Source organism: Halorarum salinum, assembly GCF_013402875.1.
Lineage (GTDB): Archaea > Halobacteriota > Halobacteria > Halobacteriales > Haloferacaceae > Halorarum > Halorarum salinum.
The window spans coordinates 2072823-2091013 of sequence record NZ_CP058579.1 but is presented as its reverse complement, the minus strand read 5'-3'; the positions used below and the strand labels follow the sequence as shown (position 1 = coordinate 2091013).

Below are 18191 nucleotides of genomic sequence, written 5' to 3'. Positions count from 1 at the left end.
CCCGCGATCGTCGGCCGGTTCCGACGGTCGATCCCGCGGGCCGTCGACGCCGCCCGTCAGCCATCACCTCGACGTCGAGCGACCGCTTCCCGGCTGCGGGTCGACGTGGGGCTTCGGCATGAGGTCCTCGAACGGCTGCCCGTCGAGCCACTCCAACAGGTTGACGAGCTGTTCGGTCGCCGCCTCGAACAGTTCAGCGCCGATCTCCGCCGTCGCCTCCGTCTGGTCGCCGAAGACGCCGTTCGGGGAGTTGTCGGCGCTGTCGTAGTACGTCCGCGCGCCGAACTGCTGTGTCGGGGCCGCCGAGAGGTCGACGACGCCGCCGTCCCGCGCCGACGCCAGCTTCCCCTCCCGGACCAGTTCGGGCGCGATGTGCTGGATCATCGCCGTCTCCTTCGGGCCGCCGTGCGGACCGTTGTGCGCGAACGAGTCGAACACCAGGTCGGGGATGGACTCGTCCCACATCCACTCGATCGCGTAGGCCGTCCGGTCGCGCCTGAGCCGCCGGCCCACCTCGCGGAGGTGCTGGACGTTGCCGCCGTGGGCGTTCACGTACACCACCCGGTCGACGCCGTGGTAGGTGAGGTTCCGCGTGAGGCTCTCCACGTAGTCACGGAACGCCCCCGGGTCGACCCACATCGTCCCGTGGAACTGCCGGTGGTGCTCCGAGACGCCGATGCGGACCGGCGGCGTACGGAGGAAGCCGGCGCGGTCGGCCGCCTCGCTCGCCAGCGCCTCCGCGATGAGGTGGTCGGTCGCCAGCGGGAGGTGCGGGCCGTGTTGCTCGGTCGAGCCGAGCGGCACGACCGCGACCGACTCCTCCGCGACGTACTCGCCCAGCTCCGGCCACGTCCGTTCGGCCAGTTGCATGGTCGACCGCACGACGGCGCTCGCCAAGAAACGGGCGGGTGACCGGCCGTCCAACCGACGACGGGCCGGGCGCGGGCCCGTGTGAACCGTTCACGGCCCCGAGGGACGTCGCCACGCTTTTGCTCCGCCACCCCGACGAGTCAGGCATGTTCGGAGGCGGCGGCATGAACCCGCGGAAGATGGAACAGATGATGAAGCAGATGGGGATCGACGTGACCGAGATCGACGCCGAGGAGGTCGTCATCAGGACCGCCGACGAGGACCTCGTGTTCTCCGACGCGGAGGTCACCCGCATGGACGCCCAGGGCCAGCAGACCTACCAGGTGGTCGGCTCCCCCGAGACGCGCGGACGCGGCGAGGGCGGCGACGCGGACGCCGACGAGTCGGCCGGGGACGACGAGGGCGCCCCGGAGGTCCCCGCGGACGACGTGGAGATCGTCGCCCAGCGGGCCGGCGTGAGCACCGACGACGCGCGCGAGGCACTCGAAGCCGAGAACGGCGATCTCGCGGCTGCCATCTCCCGGCTGGAGTGAGCGACGCCGCCGTCCTCCTCGTTCACACGGACTCGGACCGGGAGTACCTCCGGGCGCCCGGCGAGGAGCTCCAGACGGACCTCGGCGTCCTGACCGTTCCCGACGACCCGGCGCCCGGCGAGACGATCGAGACGCATCTCGGCGAGACGTTTCGCGTCCGGAGCCTCCGCGGTCCGGACCTGTTCGCCCACTTCGAGCGCACGGGCGCGCCGATGATGCCCCGGGACGTCGGGCTCGTGATCGGCCACACGGGCGCACAGTCGGGCGACCTCGTGCTCGACGCCGGCACCGGCACGGGGGTGCTCGCCGCGTACCTCGGTCGGCTCGGGGCCGACGTGACGACCTACGAACGCGACCCCGAGTTCGCCGAGGTCGCCAGGGGGAACATGGCGCTCGCCGGCGTCGGCGAGCGGGTCGAGGTCCGTACCGGCGACGTGGTGGAGGAACTCGACGGGTTCGCCGGGGGCGCGTTCGACCTCCTGACGCTCGACACGGGGGACGCCGCCGCCGTCGTCGAGCGCGCGCCCGACCTGCTCGCCAGCGGCGGCTACTGCGCCGTCTACGCGCCGTTCGTGGAGGACGCCCGGCGTGCGGAGGAGACCGCACGCGAGGCCGGCCTGCTCGACGTCGAGACGCTGGAGACCATCCAGCGCGAACTCCACGTCGACGAGCGCGGAACCCGCCCGAGCACGGCCGGAGTCGGCCACACGGGGTATCTTACGTTCGGGCGAAACGATTAGTCAACTTTGAAGTCAGTGGATTGACCATGGGCGTGCATGTCGGCTCGCCCGCTCGACGCGACGCCCTCCGTCGCGAAGACGCTCGTCGCCGAGGCCCGGGACCCGCTGTTCGTGTCCCCCTCGCCCAGTCTCGCCCGTGCCGTCGCGCTCGCGGTCCACTCGACGGACGGCAGCGCCAGGCTCCTCCTCCCGCCCGACCACGCCGGAGGGCTGTTCGGCGAGTTCCGCGCGGCGACCGCGGCCGCCGACGCCGTCGCGGAGGGGCGGCTCGCGGTTCGGACCGACCCCGACCCGGGCGCGAGCCTGACGCTGGGTGAGGAGCGCATCTGGGTCCACGTACGGACCGACAACCGGCTGAGTTCGCTTTCGACCGAGGACGCCGGGGCGATCGCCGCGTTCCGCGAGACGTTCGACGCCCGTTGGGAACACGCGACGACCTACGCCCCCGACGTGCCCGGCCGGACTGCGCTGCTGGAGAGCTTCGGCGACCGCTGGCCCGACGCGGCCGGCACCCTCTCGGCGATCCTCGAGGGGGAGGACCCGATCAACGAGGACGGCCCGTTCGACGCGATCACCGCCTGTACGCTCGTCGGGGCTCGACACGAACTGTTCTCCATCGAACTCGGCGAGTGGGCCCGCGAGATCGGCTTCTCCAGCAGGACGGAGATCGCGCGGGCGAAGGAGCGACTGTCGAAGGCGGGGCTCGTGGAGACGAAGCGGGTTCCCGCGGGGGTCGGCCGGCCGCGCCAGCAGCTCTCGCTCGCGGAGGAGGAACTCGCGTCGATGGACGGCGCCGCGCTCGTGTCGGCGGCCCGCGACCGACTCGACGTCAGCCGGTCGCCCGAATGAGCGCGAGCAGATCCGCCTCGAACCGTTCGGGGTCGACGTGCTCGCGGAGCCGTTCCCGCACCTCCGGGTCGGGCGCCTCGCGCACGTCCGTCGGGTAGGCGCCGCCGACGAGGAGGCGTCCGTCGTCGGTCCCGCGAACCGCGGCCAGCGCGCGGGTCCGGAGTCGCACCGCATCGAGCACGCAGTCGGCGTCGTAGCCGACCGGTTCCGCCGGCTCCGACCCGTCGCCGTCGTCGGCACCGACGGTCTCGTCGACGCCGATGCCGGCGGGAGTTCCGTCGGCCTCGTCGAAGCTGATCCGTCGCTGTTCCGTGGTCCGGAGGTTCGAGAACCCCCGCTCGAGGAGGGCGTCCCGGAACCCCTCGTGTGCCCGGTCGGCGACGAACCGCCCGAGGAGACGCGAGTTCGGAACCGGACCGGCGAACGAGACCCGCGAGGCGAGGAAGAACCGCCACGTCCCGTCGATTCCCGTTTCCGCGCGGATCGCCTCACGGAGGCGGGCGTCCTCGTAGACGACGGCGTGTGTCCCCACCGCGACGACGCCGACGTCGAACGCGGTCCCCTCGGCGCGGTCCGCCACCCGCCAGCCCTCCGACTCGAGACGGTCCGCGGGCACCGTCGGCGGTGCGATACCCATACGCAGGGGAGACGGTGGCACGGGCCATAACGCCTCGTCGGCGCGACCGCGGCATCCGGTGCTTTTAAACGAATTCGCGCCGGAGCATCGACAATGGCTTTTGAGGATCTCCTGGAGGACCCGGTCATCCAGAAGTACCTCCACGAACTCGTCGGTCCGACCGGCATGCCCGTCGCCGCCGCGCCGCCGGACGGGGAGGTCACCGACGAGGAACTCGCGGAGGAACTGGGGCTGGAGCTGAACGACGTGCGGCGGGCGCTGTTCATCCTCTACGAGAACGACCTCGCCTCGTACCGCCGGGTGCGCGACGAGGACTCCGGCTGGCTCACCTACCTGTGGACGTTCGAGTACGACAACGTCCCGGAGAACCTGGAGGAGGAGATGTACCGGCTCCTCGAGGGGCTCGAGGAGCGCGAGTCCTACGAGGAGGACCACCAGTTCTACCTCTGTGAGGTGGACTCGATCCGCTTCGAGTTCGAGGAGGCGATGGAGTTCGGCTTCGAGTGTCCCGAGTGCGGCTCCCCGCTGGAGTCGATGGAGAACAGCCGCCTCGTCGAGGCGATGGAGTGGCGCATCGACCAGCTCCGCGACGAGCTGAACGTCGACCGCGACGCCGGGGCCGGCGCGTAATGGTCGTTCTCGCGACCAAGTGCTACGTCTCCGGCGACGCGCGCGACCGGGCGCTCGACGGGATGACCTCGCTCGTCGCCAACGATCTGGGCGACCTCGCCGTCCAGTACGAGGTCGGCGTCCGGCGCGACGACTTCGTCTCCGTCACCGTCGAGGGCGAGGACGCCACGGTCGCGCGGAACGTCCTCCGCGAGCACTGGGGCGAGGTGACCGAGCACTTCACCGACGGCGAGACGTACCGCGGGACCCTGGAAGGCTGGGACGAGGACGGGTTCACGCTCGACGCCGGCCGCGAGCTCCGCGTGCCGACCGAGGAGCTCGGGCTCGGTCGGGGGAGCCCCTCGCAGATCCGCGACCGCTTCGGGCTCGTCCAGCACCTCCCGCTCCGGTTCGTGTACCGCGAGGACGGCGCGAACGAACTGGCCGAGGCCGAACGGGACCGGCTGTACGACTGGACCCGCGGTCCCGGCCGCGTCAACGTGAACAGCGCGACGCGCGGAGAGGTGCGCGCGACGGTGAACCGGGCGGGACACGCACAGGACATCGTGACGGTCGAGCGGCTCGGACTGCTCGAACAGAGCATCGTCTGCGCGGAGGGGACCGACCCGCCGGGGCTGCTCGCGGCCATCGGCGGGTACCTCCCCGCGGAGCTGAAAGCCGTCATTCCATGAGGCGGCGTCGGCTCCTCGCGCTCGCCGCCGTCGTCGGCATGCTCGCGCTGTCGGGCTGTCTCGGCCTCTTCGGCGACGACTCGATTCCGGCCGAGCGGCTGGACGAGGAGCCCGCGGGCGAGGGGTACGCGTGGAACGAGAGCGCCGACGTCCACCTCACCGTCCGTGCCGACTCGACGTTCCAGGGCGTCTACAGCGTGAACGGCACGGAGCTGACGCTGTACCGCAACGACGGGCTGGGCGGGCAGAACCCGCTCGACGTCCGGGCCGTCAGGTACCGGTACCCGAACGGAACCGTCATCAACGGCTCGACGCTGGCCGAGCGCGGGAACGTCGAGGAGACCCGCGACGAGGTGGTCATCACGACCCCCGAGGAGGGGGGCGAACTGGCGTTCACCGCGGGGAGCACGCCCAAGCGCTTCTCGCTCCCGACGTACGTCGACGGCTCCTACGAGGTCGTCCTCCCGCCGGACCGGCGGGCGTCCGCGCCGGTGTTCGGTCGGATCAGGCCGGGCGGTTCTGAGACCGCCGTCGACGACCGGAACCGGGTCCACATCACGTGGGAGGACGTGACGGCCGACAGGGTGCTCGTCCAGTTCTACCTCCAGCGTGACCTCACGCTGTTCGGCGGGCTGGTGGCCGTGTTCAGCGTCGTCGCGCTCGTGGGGCTGGCGTACTTCCGGCGGAAGCTCCGGGAACTCCGCGAACAGCGGGAGGAACTCGGCCTCGACGTGGACGTCGAGGACGACTCCGGGCGCGACCCGCCGCCGGGGATGGGCTGAAACCGTTCGTCAGCGACGGTGACAGGGTAGCGGGGTACCACGGGCGGTGTCGCTTCCGTTCTCGGACGCGCATCTCCGTCCCGGGGGAGCCGTCGTGCAGCGGCGCGCGGCGGCCGCGCACGAGGAGCACGACGGGACGAGTTCGGACCCGCGGGGGCTTTCGAGGGCACGGCCCCATCACCACGGGTCCTTCACGCCGATCCGGGGACGAACTCGACCGGTCCCGCGAACTTATCCCCGTCTCCCCCCTCCTCACGCGCATGCAGGCTGCCATCGTCACCGTGGGGGACGAGCTCCTCAACGGCGACACCGCGAACACCAACGCGACGTGGCTCGCGTCGCGCCTCCACGACCGGGGAGTGACAGTCGAGCGGGCGACCACCGTGCCCGACAGGGTCGCCGACGTCGCCCGGGTGGTGAACGAGTACCGCGCCGAGTACGACGCCGTCCTCGTCACCGGGGGCGTCGGGCCGACCCACGACGACGTCACCCTGGAGGGCGTCGCCGCGGCGTTCGGCCGCGGGCTGGAACGGAACGGCGAGGCGCACGACTGGCTCACCGGGGAAGGGGGCTACGCGGCGGGCGACCTCGACGAGGGGACGACCGCGCTGCCGGCGGGCGCGCGCCCGCTCAACAACGAGGTCGGCGTCGCGCCGGGCTGCGTGCTCGACTCGGTGTACGTGTTCCCGGGCGTCCCCGCGGAGATGGAGGCGATGTTCGAGTCGGTCGCCGACGAGTTCGAGGGGCAGATCACCCACACGGAGACGGTCGAGACGCCCGAGCCGGAGTCGACGCTGCTCGATCGGCTGGCGGCGGTGCGCGAGGAGTTCGACGTGACCGTGGGCTCGTACCCGGGCGACGCCGTCCGGGTACGGCTCACCGCCGGCGAGGCGGGCGAGGCCGAGCGCGCGGCCGCGTGGCTCCGCGAGCGCGTGGAACCGGTCGAGGACTGACGCCGTCCCGGGACGGCGTCAGTCCCGGGATCGGGACCGACGCCTCAGCTGTACAGGTGGAGCAACCAGGCGACGGTGATGACCAGGCTGGCGACGAGCACGACGGTGGCCGTCTCCGTGACGGGCAGGCGCGGCGCCTCCGACTGGGCGAGGAGGAGGAGCGGACTCATGGTGGGCGACGGTTCCGCCCGCCCCCGCTTAAGCGTGTCCACTCCGGCGACGGCGTGCTGGTTCGCTGGAATTCGGGAGTCGGATAGCTTCGAAAGTCCTCGCGGTTCATCGGTCGGTTCAGTTATCGCTGCGCAGTTCCCGAAAGCCCCCGCGAACCTCGGCGCTGGCGCGGACCGTCAAGCACCGCAGGCGAACGAAGTGAGCCGAGGCGCGCAGCGGCCGCACCGAGCCGAGATTCGCGGCCCCTTTCAGTCCCTCCCGGACCGCACCTCACCCTCCCCAGCCCCCTGTGCTCCTCGTTCCGTTCGCTCCGCTCACTCCGCTGCGGTGCTCGTCCCTTGCGCGCGTTCGGCTGGCACGGAGGCCAGCCGCCGCGCGCCGCCGCTGCCGCCTTCCCACGTTGACAAAACGTTCCCAGTTGACCCGACGGACGCGGCGTCACTCCTCCTCCCGGCCGGGATACGACTCCGCCAGCCCGTCCAGCGCCCCGTGGTGGCGGGTCGTGTGTGGCGCGGTCAGCGGCGAGACGGAGACGTAGCCGTCCGCGATCGCGCGCCGGTCGGTCCCGACCGGGTCCGGGACGCTCCCCTCCTTCATCCGGTCCCAGGTCCGGTCGAGCAGCGTGACCCCGCCCCCGTCGCGCTCGGCGGTCATGTCGTACAGCGTGGAGGGTCTCGTCACCGTCATCTCGGCGGGGCCGCCGTCGGTCCACGGGGCGTTCACGTTCAGGTAGTCGGTGGTCTCGAACACGCCCGCCCCCTCGGCGCGCTCGACGAGGTACCGGGCGGCCCGGCCCGCCTCCGCGAAGTCCGGCTCGTCGACCTCGAACGCCCGGTACGCCTCGCCCGTGCCCGCGGGGACGTACTGCGAGACGGCCACGGCCGGCACGTCGAAGAACGCAGCCTCGACGGCGGCCGAGACGGTTCCCGAGCGCCCGAGGACGTACGCGCCGACGTTCGCGCCCTTGTTACAGCCCGAGACCACCACGTCGGCGTCCGGACACAGCGACTCCAGTCCGACGACGACGCAGTCGGTCGGGGTCCCCTCGATGGCGTAGCCCAGATCGTGGTCCTGGACGTCGACGCGGCGGGAGAGCGACCGCCCGACCGCGCTCCGGTCGTCCGCGGGCGCGACGGCGACGACCTCGCCGACCGACGAGAGCGCGGCGTGTAGCGCGCGGAAGCCGGGGCTGTCGATGCCGTCGTCGTTCGTCAGGAGGATCCGCGGCCCGCCGCTCGTGTTCATGGCGGGGGGTCGGCGACGGGGAGCAAAAGCGGCCGGGGTTCGATCCCGCCGACACGCCGCGGCGCTCCACGGAACGTCCCACACCACAAGAGGTAGGATACGCGAGCCGTATAGCCCGACCATGGGACTCGGAAGCACGGCGAAGAAGATCCAGACGGTCGCGGACACCGCCGAGAAGCTGTACGCCCGGGTGAACGAGATGCGCGAGCAGGTCGACCGGTTGCGCGACACGGTGTCGACGACCGAGGAGCGCGTCGAGCGGGTCGAGGCCGAGCTCGCCGAGCAGCGCGCGCTCGTCGCCGCGCTGGCCGAAGAGCAGGGCGTCGACGTCGAATCGGTACTGGCCGACGCGGAGGCGCCGGCGCACCCCGACGACGGCGAACGCGACGACACCGCGGACGCCGCGTCCGACGACGGCGGCGACGGCTCGACTGACGCCGTCGACGGGTCGACGGCCTGAGCCGCGCTCGGAGGGCGACCGCCGAACGCCGCGACGGATAGCAAGATACCTAACCCGGGGCAATCTTTGCCACCGTATGACCACCCACCGGGAGCCGCTCGACTCCGTGCTGGAGGCGGTCGGCGAGACGCCGCTGGTCCGGGTGCACGCCGCGCCCGACGCGGTCCCAGTGTACGCGAAACTGGAGTCGTTCAACCCCGGCGCGTCCGTGAAGGACCGCATCGGGGCGTACATGATCGAGGCGATGCTGGCGGACGGGACGCTCGAACCGGGCGGCACCGTGGTCGAACCGACCGCGGGCAACACGGGCATCGGCTTCGCGGTCGCGGCCGGACGACTGGGCGTGGACGCCGTCTTCGTCGTCCCCGAGCGCTTCAGCGTCGAGAAACAGCAGCTGATGCGCGCGCTCGGCGCCGAGGTCATCAACACCCCCAGCGAGGACGGGATGGGCCGCGCCATCGAGCGGGCACACGAGCTAGCCGAGGAACTCGACGACGCCGTCGTTCCCCAGCAGTTCGCGAACCCCCTCAACGTCGAGGCCCACTACGAGACGACCGGGCCGGAGGCGTTCGAGGCGCTCGACGGCGAGGTCGGCGCGGTCGTCGCGGGCTGTGGCACCGCCGGGACGCTGATGGGGATGGCGGAGTACGCGCTGGAGCGGGTCCCGGACGCCCGCGTCGTCGCCGTCCAGCCCGAGGGGTCGACGTTCGGCGAGTTCTTCGGCGAGGACGCCGAGGAGGGCGAGTACAGGACGGAGGGGATCGGCACCCACGACGTCTCGACGAACGAGCTGTTCGATCCCGACCTCGTCGACGACCTGAAGACGATCCCCGATGCGGACGTCCACGCCGAGATGGCCAGGCTGGCGAGCGAGGAGGGCCACCTGGTCGCGTCGAGCTCCGCGGCGAACTCGCTCGCGGCGCGGGCGGTCGCACGCGAGATCGAGCGTGGCGAGGTCGACGTCCCCCACGACTCGGTCGTCACCGTGTTTCCGGACTCCAGCGAGCGCTACCTCTCCAAGGGCGTCTACCGGTCGTTCGAGGAGTGGACCGGATAGGCCACCGCGACAGAACTGGACGGAACGGGGGTGCCGTGCTCCCGTCGCCCGCTCCTAGCGTTCGCCGACCACGACGTGCACCTGTTCGTCCTCGCGAATCGTCACTCTGACGTCGTTCACGTCGAACGCGACCGTCGCGTTCGCGCCCGCGCCGTGGCGGATGAGCGCGTTGAGCGCGTCCGGGTTGATCACGTCGTTGAGAACGAACTCGGACCCGCTCAGGTCGACGTCGGTGTATGCGTCGAGCGCGGCGAGTACCGCGTCCGTGAGCGATCGTCCCTGATCGGGGGTGTACGTCTCTACCGCGGAGCCTGCCCCCTGTTCGTGGTCGGCGGTCGGCGGTAGATCGTTCTTCGAGCGCGCCATCGGTACTCAGTATCCTCCGTTGCCCTCCACTTAATGTAAACGTCAGCGGCCGAGCCGGGCGGCCGGGCTGACACGAGTCCGACTCCCGGTGACGGGTCAGCCGATCAGCCTGCCGTGTTCGACCTTCATACATCGGTCCTGCACCGCGAGGAGGTCGGCGTCCTCGGCGCGGGCGAGCGCCTCGTCGTCGGTGATGCCGAGCTGGAGCCAGAGCCCGCGCACGTCGCCACGGGTCTCCCGCCGCTCGATCACCTGGTCGACGATCCCCGCCACCTCCTCGCTCGGTCGGAAGACGTCGACGAGTTCGACGTCCTCCTCGACGTCCGCCAGCGAGTCGTACGCCCCGCGGCCGAGGATCTCGTCCGCGTACGGGTTGACCGGGATCACCTCGTAGCCGTGCCGTTTCAGGTACTTCGGGATCTCGTGGGCGGCCTTGCCGGGCGTGCTCGAGCAGCCGATCACCGCGACCGGATCCATCGAGAGCAGTTCACGGAGCCCCTCGTCGTCTGTCGCGGGCATACCGCGACGTAGTCCCGCGTCAGCGAAAAGCGTTCGGCGCGCCGGCGGGCCGACCGGAGGACCGAACCCCGACCGAGCGCGTCGTTCGACGGTCGATCACGCGTCGCCGCTCGCGACGTCGCCGACCGCCCGCGAGTTCGCCCGTCGCCCGCGGTCCGTGAACGCGCTCGTCGATCACGCGTCCGCGAGTCTGACCGCCAACTCCGAGCCGTCACCCGTCTCGACGACGCCGTCGAACAGCTGTTTCAGCGTGTTCATGGTCCGGTCGTCGTGGGCGGTCGAGTCGATGCAGTAGATCCCGAGTCCGTCGACGCTCTGGATCCGGCCGGTGAAGACGTGGAGGAAGCGAAAGACGGTCTGGAGGTCGGCGTACATCAGGAGCGTCGAGAGCGAGTGAACCGCGACGCGGTTCCGCTCGATCCCCCGGACCTCGTGGAACTGTTCGAGGAACTCCGAGAGCTTGATCCCGATGCCGGTGAGGTCGACCGGCGAGGAGGTGTACTTCACGCGGTCGTCCTCGAGCACGTCGCCGACCCCCTGCTGTCGGGTGACGGTGTCGACGACGGCGACCGGCTTCCCCTCGTACCCGGTGCGGCGGGCGAACTGCTCAAGCAGCCGGTCCGCGCCGTCCTTCGTCGTCACCACGATGGCGCCCTCGCCGGCGTCGGTTCCCTCCGCGAGAACGTCGAGCGCCAGGTCCCGCTTGCCGCTCAGCGGCGGGCCGGAGACGAGCACGTTCGATCCCGGCTCGATGCTCTCCTCGAAGGCTGTGACCTCATACATGGCCGATCCCCGCTACCGGACCGTCGACGCTCCGCGGTGCGTGCACGGGACGTGCCGTCTCGCCGGGAGTCATCGGACGTTCCCCTTCATGCCGTGAACCGGTAATATTCTTTTTGATTGGTCGGGGAGTCAACCGACCGCGTACCGGCCGGCGACGAACGCCGCGGCCGCGAGGAACGTCCCGCGCTTGAGCCACCGCTGGGCGGCCGCCGGGTTCCGGAACCCCCACGCCGTCGCCCCCAGCATGACCGCGTCCGCGGGGACGACGAGCGCGGCGTAGGCCCCGCCGAACGTCCCCCGCGCGTACGGCAACGCGCTCGCGGCCACGCCGACCGTCATGGCGGCCACCGCGACCGCGAGCGTGGCCCGCTCGCCGGCGACGATGGGGAGCGTCGACAGCCCCTCCTCGCGGTCCCCGGCCACGTCCTCGACGTCCTTCACGAGTTCGCGGGCGAACGTGGCCACCGCGGCCAGGCCGAACAGCACCCACACGTCCGGGCCGAGCGCGCCGACCGCGGCCGCGCCGAAGAGGAAGGTGCTCCCCGTGAGGTACGCCACGACCGCGTTGCCGACGCCGGGCAGCCCCTTGAACAGCTCCGTGTAGGCGACCAGCGCGAGGAGGTTCACGACCGCGATGGCGAGCGCGAGCGGCGGGAGGGTGGCCGCGGCCAGCACGGCGCCCGCGAAGAGCGCGGCGGCGAAGACGAGCGCCTCCCGCGGCGAGACGCGGCCGCTCGGGATGGGGCGGTCCGGGCGGTTCACCCGGTCGATGTCGCGGTCGAAGTAGTCGTTCGCCGCGTTGCCGGCCGCGACAGCGAGGATCGTGGCCGCGACCGCGAGCGTGAGGGGGATGGGCAGGAGGCCCCCGCCGACGTACGCCCCGATGAAGGTGAGCGCGCCGGCGGCGACCGCGTTGCCCGGGCGGGTGAGTTCGAGCAGGCCGGACCCCCGCGTGTCCCCCATGTCGTCAGCGTGTCCCGGGGCGGTCGGCATAAATGACGCGACACGTGGCCGGTAGGTGGTCGGCGAGGTGATCGCGACGTCGGGTGGAAACGCGGGAGTTAAAGGCCGGCCTCGTGTACGGGGGAGTGAGGGCGCTTAGCTCAGTCTGGACAGAGTGCTTGGCTTCGGACCAAGTTGCCGTGGGTTCAAATCCTGCAGCGCCCATCCTTCTGCATGATGGTCCGCATTCGCGGGACTGCGGCGGGATGCTTATAAAACACCCCGCGGGTCCGGTGGGTGATTTCATCATGCCGCATGATGGGGGTCTCCGATGTCATGCGATTCGCCTGCATTTGAATCACGGGCAGTCCTCATAGTCCTAGGGGATTGCCGCACTGATGGAAGCCCATTCTGCGTCAATACCCGTTTATTTCGGCCAGTCAGCGACTGCTGGCCGCAAGGGGAGGAATAGGGACGTTGATTATACTAAGGTTTTACTGTTTCCGCACCGTAGAGGCGAATTGATTAGATGCCGGAACACTCAAACTCGGGAAGGTCAACCGCGGAACGTTCGTCCCTGACGGACCAGGAGGAGCTCGAGGCGTTGCAGGACGATATGAAAGCGGTTGGTGAGCCGGATGAGAAGATCGCGAACGTGTCCCGGGTGGCAGCCGTAGACCGGGAGTTCTTCGCGGATATCCGGGAGCTGTATCGGCGCAAGCGGATGCACGAAGAGCCGATCGGCCGGCCGTTTGCCACGCCGTACCCGGCGTATCTCGGTGAGTTCATGCTGGGGGCGGACCCGGATGAGCGGCCGGTGTGCGTGACGCGCCAGCAGTTGAACGAGCATATGCTGGTGGTCGGTCGGAGTGGGGCGGGGAAGACCACGTTCTTCTACAATATGATGAGCCTGCTGGACGGGGTGGACATCCCGTTTCTCGTGTTCGACTTCAAGAACGATTACCGGCATGTCGTCGATGAGTTCGACCTGACGGTGATCAACTGGCAGGATCTCAAGTTCAACCCGTTGCAGCCACCGCCGGGTGTCCGTATCGAGCAGTGGGGAGAGGTCTTGGCGGATACGTGGAGTCACGCGGTCGGTCTGTTGAACGCGTCCCGCAACCACTTCCTCGGGAACCTCCGTGTCCTGTACAACCTATATGACGAGCAGATGGCGGATGGGGCGTACCCGTCATTGTTCGAGTTACGGGATGTAGTGGCGGCCCAGGAGATCCCGTACGCGAGTCCACGGTACCGGTACAAGGAGCGCGTGGAGAACCGGTTGACCGGGATGCTCGGGTTCGGTGGTGACATCTTTGAGTGTAGCACCGGGTTTCCCATCGAGGAGTTGTTAGACCGGAACGTGGTGGTCGAGCTGCAGGAACCGAATCAGGACGTCCAGACGTTCATGGTGGAGGTGTTGTTGACGTGGCTGTTCTACTACCGGGATGCACAGGGCCACCGGGACGGGTTGCGGCACGCGGTGTTATTCGATGAGGCCAAGCAGGTGTTCGACGTGCACCGTGAGCAGAACGTGGATACGCCGCAGCCACCGATCACGAGTTTGATGGGGCGGGTCCGTGAGTTCGGGGAAGCGTTGGTGGTGGCGGACCACGAACCCAGTAAGTTATCGGACAGTCTGAAGGCGAATACGAACCTGAAGGTATGGATGTCGTTGGGGTCGGGCCACGACACGCAGGAGATGGCGGAGACGTTCGGCATCGAGGATGATGAGGTCGGGTTCACGCGGACCTTGGAGCGAGGGGAGGCGGTGGTGAAGGCAGCGAGCTGTGACCCGGTGCCGGTGCGGTTACCGCCGTATTTCGTGGAGAAGTCCACGACGGAGGAAGTGGTACGCGAGCGGATGCAGTCGGTGCTGGACGAGCTGGCGTATGGGGAGCGGGTTCGGCCGGACCGGTTCCTCGAGGTGGTTGGTCGGCACTGGGAAACGACGGACGCTACCGATGATACCGATGCCGAGACGGACGAGGACGGTGGAGCGGTTGGGGACGTGGCTGAGGCAGTGCTGGCCTCGGTGAATGACCAGCCGTTCCTGTCGATGAGCCAGCGATACGACGCGGTTGACGTCGGGGCGAAGACCGGGAACGAAGCGAAGAACCAGCTGGTGGCCCTGGAATTGGTGCGGGAGGTCGAGGTTGATACGCGGAAGCCCGGCCGGAATCCGAAGCTGCTGGAGTTGACAGAGGCCGGGAAGGAGGTGTTGGCCGAGCGCGGGTATGATGTGGTGGCGACAGGTCGTCGGGGGGTGGTGCATCGGTACTGGCAGCAGCAGATCAAGGAGTACTATGAGGCGGACGGGTTCTCGGTGGAGATCGAGTCAGCAGTGAGTGATGGGTTCGTGGATGTGTACGCTGAAACGACGGGTGAAGTGGTGGCAGTTGAGGTCGCACGGAGCCCGGAACACGAGGTGGCGAATGTGCGGAAGTGTCTCGGTCTTGATGTTGACCGGGTGGAGGTCGCGACCCTGGAAGAGGGTGTCCGGGAGCGGATCGAGGCGGCGGTCCGGGACGAGTTCGATGGGGTGCCGGATCAGGTGGTGTTCGTGGATGTCGCCGAGTACGTGTGAACTGGTAGGTTGGACAGTAGAAGGGGTTGTCCGATTATTCTACACGGAGAGATTGAATACTGCGGAATACCGCCGTATGCGGGTTGATTATTCTATTATTCTATGGCCTGAGAATTGGGGAGAGATTCTCTAAGTGGTTCTCAGTCATTCCCAGTTATCGTTCTCCTGCCGAATAAGAAGGGGTAGAGGAGGGTAGGGAAGGAATGGAAGAGGAGAGGAGTGGGGGATGTGATAGGAAAGAGGGGGAATGTGGTGGAGTGGGGGGTGGTCGGCTGGGCCGACTGGTGTCGGTGGTGTGGAGAACCGAGGGGGTTCTCTTGTGGGGGTGGTGGTGGCGGTGGTTCGGTGTGCCGGTCCGGTGGGGGTCGTTTGTCTCGTATCACCTTTTTGGGGTAGGGGGTGGGGGGTCGATGGCGTCTGGCCGCTGGGTTGGTGCGGTCGGACCTGGAGGGTGTTTGGTCGGTGTGACAGATTCGAATCAGTGTGACTGATTTCGGTGTGCGAGATTGCGGCCTGTGGTCCGCGAGTGGGTAGGCGTTTGCCGCGGGACGTGGTGGGGTGGGCCGCTCCTGTGGGAGAGGGGTTACTATTAAAAATGTTATATTGTACATAGTTATGTATGCGTATTGATACAAAACTGTCTGAGGATGATTCTGAGCGGGTGAAAACGTTAGCGGATGAAACCGGGCTGCAGAAGCCGGCGATGTATACGCGGCTGGTGCGGACCGGGCTTGACATCGAGGAGCGTCGGGAGCGCATCAAGGAGCTTATCGTCCAGTTCATGGCCGATGAGAAGCAGCGGTATGAGGCGCGGTGTGATGCGCTCAAGGACCGGTATGATATCGACTCGGTGGAGCACGTTGATGAGGGGTACTTCGATATCGTGTATGAGGGTGTGACGTATGGGTTCCGGACGCTGGATGAGCTGGGGTTCGTGAACGGCGAGAGTATCGATCAGAGCGTGTGTCCGGAGTGCCGGTCGGATGATATCGACCTGGATTTTGACGCGTTAGATGAGGAAGATACTTCGTGCTATTCGTGCGGATCGTGTGGCCACGAGTTCGACAAGGCCGGACGGAAAGGCGTGCCGGATGAGGAGGCGGCTGACCACGTTTGTGAGTTCGCGGACCGGTATCAGGGCCTGTTCGATTATGTGCTTGGTCGGTTGACGCGGTTGCTGGATGGCGTGATGAGTAATTACGCGTCTAATGCTGATGGTGAGTGGTTGGGTCCTGGGTTGTACCAGTATCGGAATGGGTTTCAGTCCGTGACGGTGCCGATCTGGGTGACGGATCCGTCCCGTATTGAGTTCGGGGTGGACAGGTACTTGCCGTCGTATGAGGACTTTGAGAACCCGTTGTTCTTCCGGGCCAGAGACTGGTTCACGGCTGATTATTTGGAGTTGGTGCGGGAGGTTGATGCGGTGAATCGGGATGCGGACCGGGTGGAGCCGGTTCGTGATGAGCGTGGGACGCGCCCGGAGGTGATCGAGGTGATCGGGCTCGAGTGTGATGCGGTGCGGTTGCCGCTGCGGACGGCTGGATTTGAGGTGGAGAAGGTTGAACCGGACCGTGATGATTTGTCGGTGTTGTGCGAGGATAAGGTGGTGACGTGGATTCGGGTGACGAACGACAAGCAGATTCACGTCGAGGGTGATGACGATACGCTATAGGCCAAATGAAGCAACCTACCGAGAATTTAAAGAAGGAAACCCTGTCGAACGAATTATCATATTTTCCGTATGGTTGTTGGCGGCGAGCGCGTTCGCAATGGCACTAACCGGGATAGCCCAACTTCATCCAGCAATCCCGAAAAGCACAATGATAGTTCCCGGGGCGACCGCGGCAGGAGCGTATCTTCTCCTATTTGGAACTGCATTTGGAAACGGATTCTGGAACCTCTATCAGGGTCGTACCTGGTTCGGCGAAGACATCGTTCGGAAAGAGGGTGGTGCTGATTAACCGCCGTCAATTGATGCATCAGCGGTGGACGGCCCATATCTTGATGGCGGTCCTGATCCTGGTCGGTGGTGGTGTCCTGTTCTGGGCGGCGATCAGTGGCGGCAGTGACGGACTGGTGGTCCTGGGCGGCATCGTCTGTTTTGTTGGTCTGGTGGTGTTGCTGGGTATGATGGATGAGGTGTACCGGGAGCTGGGTTGGTTCCAGCACGCCGGAAACACAGAGGGTGATGCCTGAGTGGAATTGAAGAAAGGGTGTGCGGCGTGTCTTGGTGAGCGGCCGGCGATGCCCTTGTCGATGTACTGTCCGGCCCACTGGTATGCGCGGGAGGCGTGGTCCTCTGCGTTTTCTGGGGGTATGACTGGTGTGTTTGTGATGATGGCGGTTGCCGCTCCCCGTTTTAACGAGTTGCTGGCGGGCGGTGCTGTGATGTTTGGTCTGATTACGTGGTATGGGATTCGGTCGCGGAAGCGGATGCTCCTCGACTGGTGGGATCGGGAATACGGACGGGAAGAGGGTGGTGCTGAATGATTGTCCAGGCGTTGGTTGCTGCCGTGGAACTGGAGAATGTTTTCGTTGGGGTATGGGATCACAAGCAGACGGGTCCTATTCCGGATTCGTGGCAGGTGGTGATTGAGACGGAGACCGTTGCTGGGGCCGAGGTCGGTATGGTGATTCAAGATGTGTACGGTGATGAGACGGGCTACCGTCGAGAGGCGTTTTCCCACACGATAGAAGACGGGTGTCGGGAGCTCACGTTGTTTGAAGAAATCCTTGAGGGTGGTGCCTGATCGGTGATGAGCAGTCGGTAGACGAGGCGTTCTACGAGCGGAATCAGGCGGTCTTCCTCACTCTTGCCCTGTTGAAGGATCGGGGGCATACGGTCGGGTACCGCATCGACGAGGATGACGAGGATGGGGATTGGCCGATTGTCTTTGCTGGAACTCCGGCTGGGCAGATGGCGTGGCACGTCCCGCGTGAGGAGTTGCCGGAGTGGCTGGATCGGATGGATGTGCCGTTTGATGGGCATTCGAACGAGGAGAAGCACGAGCGGATGCAGGATTTCGCGGTGTACTTGGCAGATCAGGCGGCGGCAAAGGGTGGGACGCGGTGAGTGAGCCAGCGGAGCTCGAGGAGGTCATTGCAGCCCTGGAGGATGTGCTGGACGGTGAAGAACTGGAGCGGGCGAAGCTGTTTATTCATCACCTGTTTGCGTTCCGGGAGCAGGCGTTGGAACGGTTTATCGAGGAGGAGATGGCTGGGAAGATTTCGGAGGTTGGGCGCTGGATGTTCTTGAAAGGGTTCGATGCTGGGACGAACGGGTTTGAATATGCGTTGGAGGAGATCAGTCCTGAGCTCAAGGCTATCGGTGAACACGTGGATGCGCTCTTCGAGGGTGGTAGCGGTTAGAGGCGTCTCTATCGCCGGCATTCGTTC

General features: G+C 67.3%; 23 protein-coding genes and 1 tRNA gene. 16 read left to right on the top strand and 8 right to left on the bottom strand.

Features of this window, described 5'->3' with window-relative positions; genetic code table 11:
- Window positions 1-63: 63 nt before the first annotated feature.
- Window positions 64-870, bottom strand: coding sequence for a creatininase family protein (locus HUG12_RS10240; protein ID WP_179268671.1), 807 nt, complete (start codon window positions 868-870; stop codon window positions 64-66).
- A gap of 146 nt (window positions 871-1016) precedes the next feature.
- Between HUG12_RS10240 and HUG12_RS10235 the strand changes: the two genes are divergently transcribed.
- The 3 genes from HUG12_RS10235 to HUG12_RS10225 are packed head-to-tail and all read left to right on the top strand — an operon-like array spanning window position 1017 to window position 2992.
- On the top strand, window positions 1017-1403 hold the full coding sequence (locus HUG12_RS10235) for a nascent polypeptide-associated complex protein (RefSeq protein WP_179268670.1): 387 nt from the start codon (window positions 1017-1019) through the stop codon (window positions 1401-1403).
- Entirely contained in the window at window positions 1400-2143 is a 744-nt protein-coding gene (locus tag HUG12_RS10230; RefSeq protein WP_179268669.1) for a methyltransferase domain-containing protein, read from the top strand. Before HUG12_RS10235 ends, HUG12_RS10230 begins: the two co-directional genes overlap by 4 nt.
- 36 nt (window positions 2144-2179) lie before the next feature.
- Window positions 2180-2992: a transcriptional regulator TbsP domain-containing protein gene (locus tag HUG12_RS10225; protein WP_179268668.1), complete on the top strand. Its 813-nt coding sequence runs from the start codon at window positions 2180-2182 to the stop codon at window positions 2990-2992.
- Here HUG12_RS10225 and HUG12_RS10220 read toward each other — a convergent pair.
- A complete protein-coding gene (locus HUG12_RS10220) occupies window positions 2973-3629 on the bottom strand; it encodes a hypothetical protein (protein WP_179268667.1) in 657 nt (218 codons plus the stop codon). The genes HUG12_RS10225 and HUG12_RS10220 overlap by 20 nt on opposite strands.
- A 93-nt stretch (window positions 3630-3722) precedes the next feature.
- On the opposite strand from HUG12_RS10220, the gene HUG12_RS10215 reads away from it, so the two are divergent.
- The 4 genes from HUG12_RS10215 to HUG12_RS10200 all read left to right on the top strand — a co-directional run bounded on the left by HUG12_RS10215 (window position 3723) and on the right by HUG12_RS10200 (window position 6665).
- Window positions 3723-4259, top strand: a complete 537-nt coding sequence (locus HUG12_RS10215; protein ID WP_179268666.1) for a transcription factor — start codon at window positions 3723-3725, stop codon at window positions 4257-4259.
- On the top strand, window positions 4259-4930 hold the full coding sequence (locus HUG12_RS10210; RefSeq protein WP_179268665.1) for a DUF2110 family protein: 672 nt from the start codon (window positions 4259-4261) through the stop codon (window positions 4928-4930). The genes HUG12_RS10215 and HUG12_RS10210 overlap by 1 nt, the downstream gene beginning before the upstream one ends.
- Window positions 4927-5712 (top strand): DUF5803 family protein, encoded by a 786-nt coding sequence (locus HUG12_RS10205; RefSeq protein ID WP_179268664.1) that lies wholly within the window; start codon window positions 4927-4929, stop codon window positions 5710-5712. The genes HUG12_RS10210 and HUG12_RS10205 overlap by 4 nt, the downstream gene beginning before the upstream one ends.
- Window positions 5713-5972: 260 nt before the next feature.
- Complete coding sequence (locus tag HUG12_RS10200) at window positions 5973-6665, top strand: competence/damage-inducible protein A (protein WP_179268663.1); 693 nt, start codon at window positions 5973-5975, stop codon at window positions 6663-6665.
- 44 nt (window positions 6666-6709) lie between these two features.
- Here the strand turns inward: HUG12_RS10200 and HUG12_RS21870 are convergent, their stop codons facing one another.
- Both HUG12_RS21870 and surE read right to left on the bottom strand, forming a co-directional pair.
- Window positions 6710-6835 (bottom strand): hypothetical protein, encoded by a 126-nt coding sequence (locus tag HUG12_RS21870; protein WP_281362290.1) that lies wholly within the window; start codon window positions 6833-6835, stop codon window positions 6710-6712.
- A 439-nt stretch (window positions 6836-7274) separates the two neighbouring features.
- Entirely contained in the window at window positions 7275-8081 is an 807-nt protein-coding gene (gene surE, locus HUG12_RS10195; protein WP_179268662.1) for a 5'/3'-nucleotidase SurE, read from the bottom strand.
- A 121-nt stretch (window positions 8082-8202) separates the two neighbouring features.
- Between surE and HUG12_RS10190 the strand changes: the two genes are divergently transcribed.
- Window positions 8203-8541 carry a DUF5798 family protein gene (locus tag HUG12_RS10190; RefSeq protein WP_179268661.1) on the top strand — a complete coding sequence of 113 codons (339 nt, stop codon included), beginning with the start codon at window positions 8203-8205 and terminating at the stop codon, window positions 8539-8541.
- Between the two features lie 76 nt (window positions 8542-8617).
- Window positions 8618-9598 carry a PLP-dependent cysteine synthase family protein gene (locus HUG12_RS10185; RefSeq protein ID WP_179268660.1) on the top strand — a complete coding sequence of 327 codons (981 nt, stop codon included), beginning with the start codon at window positions 8618-8620 and terminating at the stop codon, window positions 9596-9598.
- Window positions 9599-9652: 54 nt separating this feature from the next.
- Here the strand turns inward: HUG12_RS10185 and HUG12_RS10180 are convergent, their stop codons facing one another.
- The 4 genes from HUG12_RS10180 to HUG12_RS10165 all read right to left on the bottom strand — a co-directional run bounded on the left by HUG12_RS10180 (window position 9653) and on the right by HUG12_RS10165 (window position 12229).
- The gene (locus HUG12_RS10180; RefSeq protein ID WP_179268659.1) at window positions 9653-9964 is read right to left on the bottom strand and encodes a HalOD1 output domain-containing protein; all 312 of its coding nucleotides are present in this window, start codon (window positions 9962-9964) and stop codon (window positions 9653-9655) included.
- Window positions 9965-10060: 96 nt separating this feature from the next.
- Window positions 10061-10483, bottom strand: coding sequence for a CoA-binding protein (locus HUG12_RS10175; protein WP_179268658.1), 423 nt, complete (start codon window positions 10481-10483; stop codon window positions 10061-10063).
- A 174-nt stretch (window positions 10484-10657) separates the two neighbouring features.
- Complete coding sequence (locus HUG12_RS10170) at window positions 10658-11266, bottom strand: RAD55 family ATPase (protein WP_179268657.1); 609 nt, start codon at window positions 11264-11266, stop codon at window positions 10658-10660.
- A 129-nt stretch (window positions 11267-11395) separates the two neighbouring features.
- On the bottom strand, window positions 11396-12229 hold the full coding sequence (locus tag HUG12_RS10165) for a geranylgeranylglycerol-phosphate geranylgeranyltransferase (RefSeq protein ID WP_179268656.1): 834 nt from the start codon (window positions 12227-12229) through the stop codon (window positions 11396-11398).
- A 129-nt stretch (window positions 12230-12358) separates the two neighbouring features.
- On the opposite strand from HUG12_RS10165, the gene HUG12_RS10160 reads away from it, so the two are divergent.
- The 7 genes from HUG12_RS10160 (at window position 12359) to HUG12_RS10130 (ending at window position 18164) form a co-directional block, all read left to right on the top strand.
- Window positions 12359-12433: transfer RNA gene (locus HUG12_RS10160), tRNA-Arg, on the top strand.
- A gap of 304 nt (window positions 12434-12737) precedes the next feature.
- A complete protein-coding gene (locus tag HUG12_RS10155) occupies window positions 12738-14795 on the top strand; it encodes an ATP-binding protein (RefSeq protein WP_179268655.1) in 2058 nt (685 codons plus the stop codon).
- 619 nt (window positions 14796-15414) lie between these two features.
- A complete protein-coding gene (locus HUG12_RS10150; protein ID WP_179268654.1) occupies window positions 15415-16467 on the top strand; it encodes a hypothetical protein in 1053 nt (350 codons plus the stop codon).
- Window positions 16468-16742: 275 nt separating this feature from the next.
- Window positions 16743-16991, top strand: a complete 249-nt coding sequence (locus HUG12_RS10145; RefSeq protein WP_179268653.1) for a hypothetical protein — start codon at window positions 16743-16745, stop codon at window positions 16989-16991.
- Window positions 16992-17281: 290 nt separating this feature from the next.
- The gene (locus tag HUG12_RS10140; RefSeq protein WP_179268652.1) at window positions 17282-17545 is read left to right on the top strand and encodes a hypothetical protein; all 264 of its coding nucleotides are present in this window, start codon (window positions 17282-17284) and stop codon (window positions 17543-17545) included.
- A 167-nt stretch (window positions 17546-17712) separates the two neighbouring features.
- Window positions 17713-17868, top strand: a complete 156-nt coding sequence (locus HUG12_RS10135) for a hypothetical protein (protein ID WP_179268651.1) — start codon at window positions 17713-17715, stop codon at window positions 17866-17868.
- Window positions 17865-18164, top strand: a complete 300-nt coding sequence (locus tag HUG12_RS10130) for a hypothetical protein (protein ID WP_179268650.1) — start codon at window positions 17865-17867, stop codon at window positions 18162-18164. The genes HUG12_RS10135 and HUG12_RS10130 overlap by 4 nt, the downstream gene beginning before the upstream one ends.
- Window positions 18165-18191 lie beyond the last annotated feature (27 nt).

What these genes read in the sequence shown, in the direction of transcription:
- HUG12_RS10155 (WP_179268655.1), top strand. Translation starts at nt 12,738, where the DNA reads ATGCCGGAACACTCAAACTCGGGAAGGTCAACCGCGGAACGTTCGTCC.
- HUG12_RS10170 (WP_179268657.1), bottom strand. Translation starts at nt 11,266, where the DNA reads ATGTATGAGGTCACAGCCTTCGAGGAGAGCATCGAGCCGGGATCGAAC.
- HUG12_RS10225 (WP_179268668.1), top strand. Translation starts at nt 2,180, where the DNA reads ATGTCGGCTCGCCCGCTCGACGCGACGCCCTCCGTCGCGAAGACGCTC.
- HUG12_RS10135 (WP_179268651.1), top strand. Translation starts at nt 17,713, where the DNA reads ATGGCGTGGCACGTCCCGCGTGAGGAGTTGCCGGAGTGGCTGGATCGG.
- HUG12_RS10140 (WP_179268652.1), top strand. Translation starts at nt 17,282, where the DNA reads ATGATTGTCCAGGCGTTGGTTGCTGCCGTGGAACTGGAGAATGTTTTC.
- surE (WP_179268662.1), bottom strand. Translation starts at nt 8,081, where the DNA reads ATGAACACGAGCGGCGGGCCGCGGATCCTCCTGACGAACGACGACGGC.
- HUG12_RS10175 (WP_179268658.1), bottom strand. Translation starts at nt 10,483, where the DNA reads ATGCCCGCGACAGACGACGAGGGGCTCCGTGAACTGCTCTCGATGGAT.
- HUG12_RS10205 (WP_179268664.1), top strand. Translation starts at nt 4,927, where the DNA reads ATGAGGCGGCGTCGGCTCCTCGCGCTCGCCGCCGTCGTCGGCATGCTC.
- HUG12_RS10235 (WP_179268670.1), top strand. Translation starts at nt 1,017, where the DNA reads ATGTTCGGAGGCGGCGGCATGAACCCGCGGAAGATGGAACAGATGATG.
- HUG12_RS10210 (WP_179268665.1), top strand. Translation starts at nt 4,259, where the DNA reads ATGGTCGTTCTCGCGACCAAGTGCTACGTCTCCGGCGACGCGCGCGAC.
- HUG12_RS10190 (WP_179268661.1), top strand. Translation starts at nt 8,203, where the DNA reads ATGGGACTCGGAAGCACGGCGAAGAAGATCCAGACGGTCGCGGACACC.
- HUG12_RS10180 (WP_179268659.1), bottom strand. Translation starts at nt 9,964, where the DNA reads ATGGCGCGCTCGAAGAACGATCTACCGCCGACCGCCGACCACGAACAG.
- HUG12_RS21870 (WP_281362290.1), bottom strand. Translation starts at nt 6,835, where the DNA reads ATGAGTCCGCTCCTCCTCCTCGCCCAGTCGGAGGCGCCGCGCCTGCCC.
- HUG12_RS10150 (WP_179268654.1), top strand. Translation starts at nt 15,415, where the DNA reads ATGCGTATTGATACAAAACTGTCTGAGGATGATTCTGAGCGGGTGAAA.
- HUG12_RS10240 (WP_179268671.1), bottom strand. Translation starts at nt 870, where the DNA reads ATGCAACTGGCCGAACGGACGTGGCCGGAGCTGGGCGAGTACGTCGCG.
- HUG12_RS10200 (WP_179268663.1), top strand. Translation starts at nt 5,973, where the DNA reads ATGCAGGCTGCCATCGTCACCGTGGGGGACGAGCTCCTCAACGGCGAC.
- HUG12_RS10165 (WP_179268656.1), bottom strand. Translation starts at nt 12,229, where the DNA reads ATGGGGGACACGCGGGGGTCCGGCCTGCTCGAACTCACCCGCCCGGGC.
- HUG12_RS10185 (WP_179268660.1), top strand. Translation starts at nt 8,618, where the DNA reads ATGACCACCCACCGGGAGCCGCTCGACTCCGTGCTGGAGGCGGTCGGC.
- HUG12_RS10220 (WP_179268667.1), bottom strand. Translation starts at nt 3,629, where the DNA reads ATGGGTATCGCACCGCCGACGGTGCCCGCGGACCGTCTCGAGTCGGAG.
- HUG12_RS10215 (WP_179268666.1), top strand. Translation starts at nt 3,723, where the DNA reads ATGGCTTTTGAGGATCTCCTGGAGGACCCGGTCATCCAGAAGTACCTC.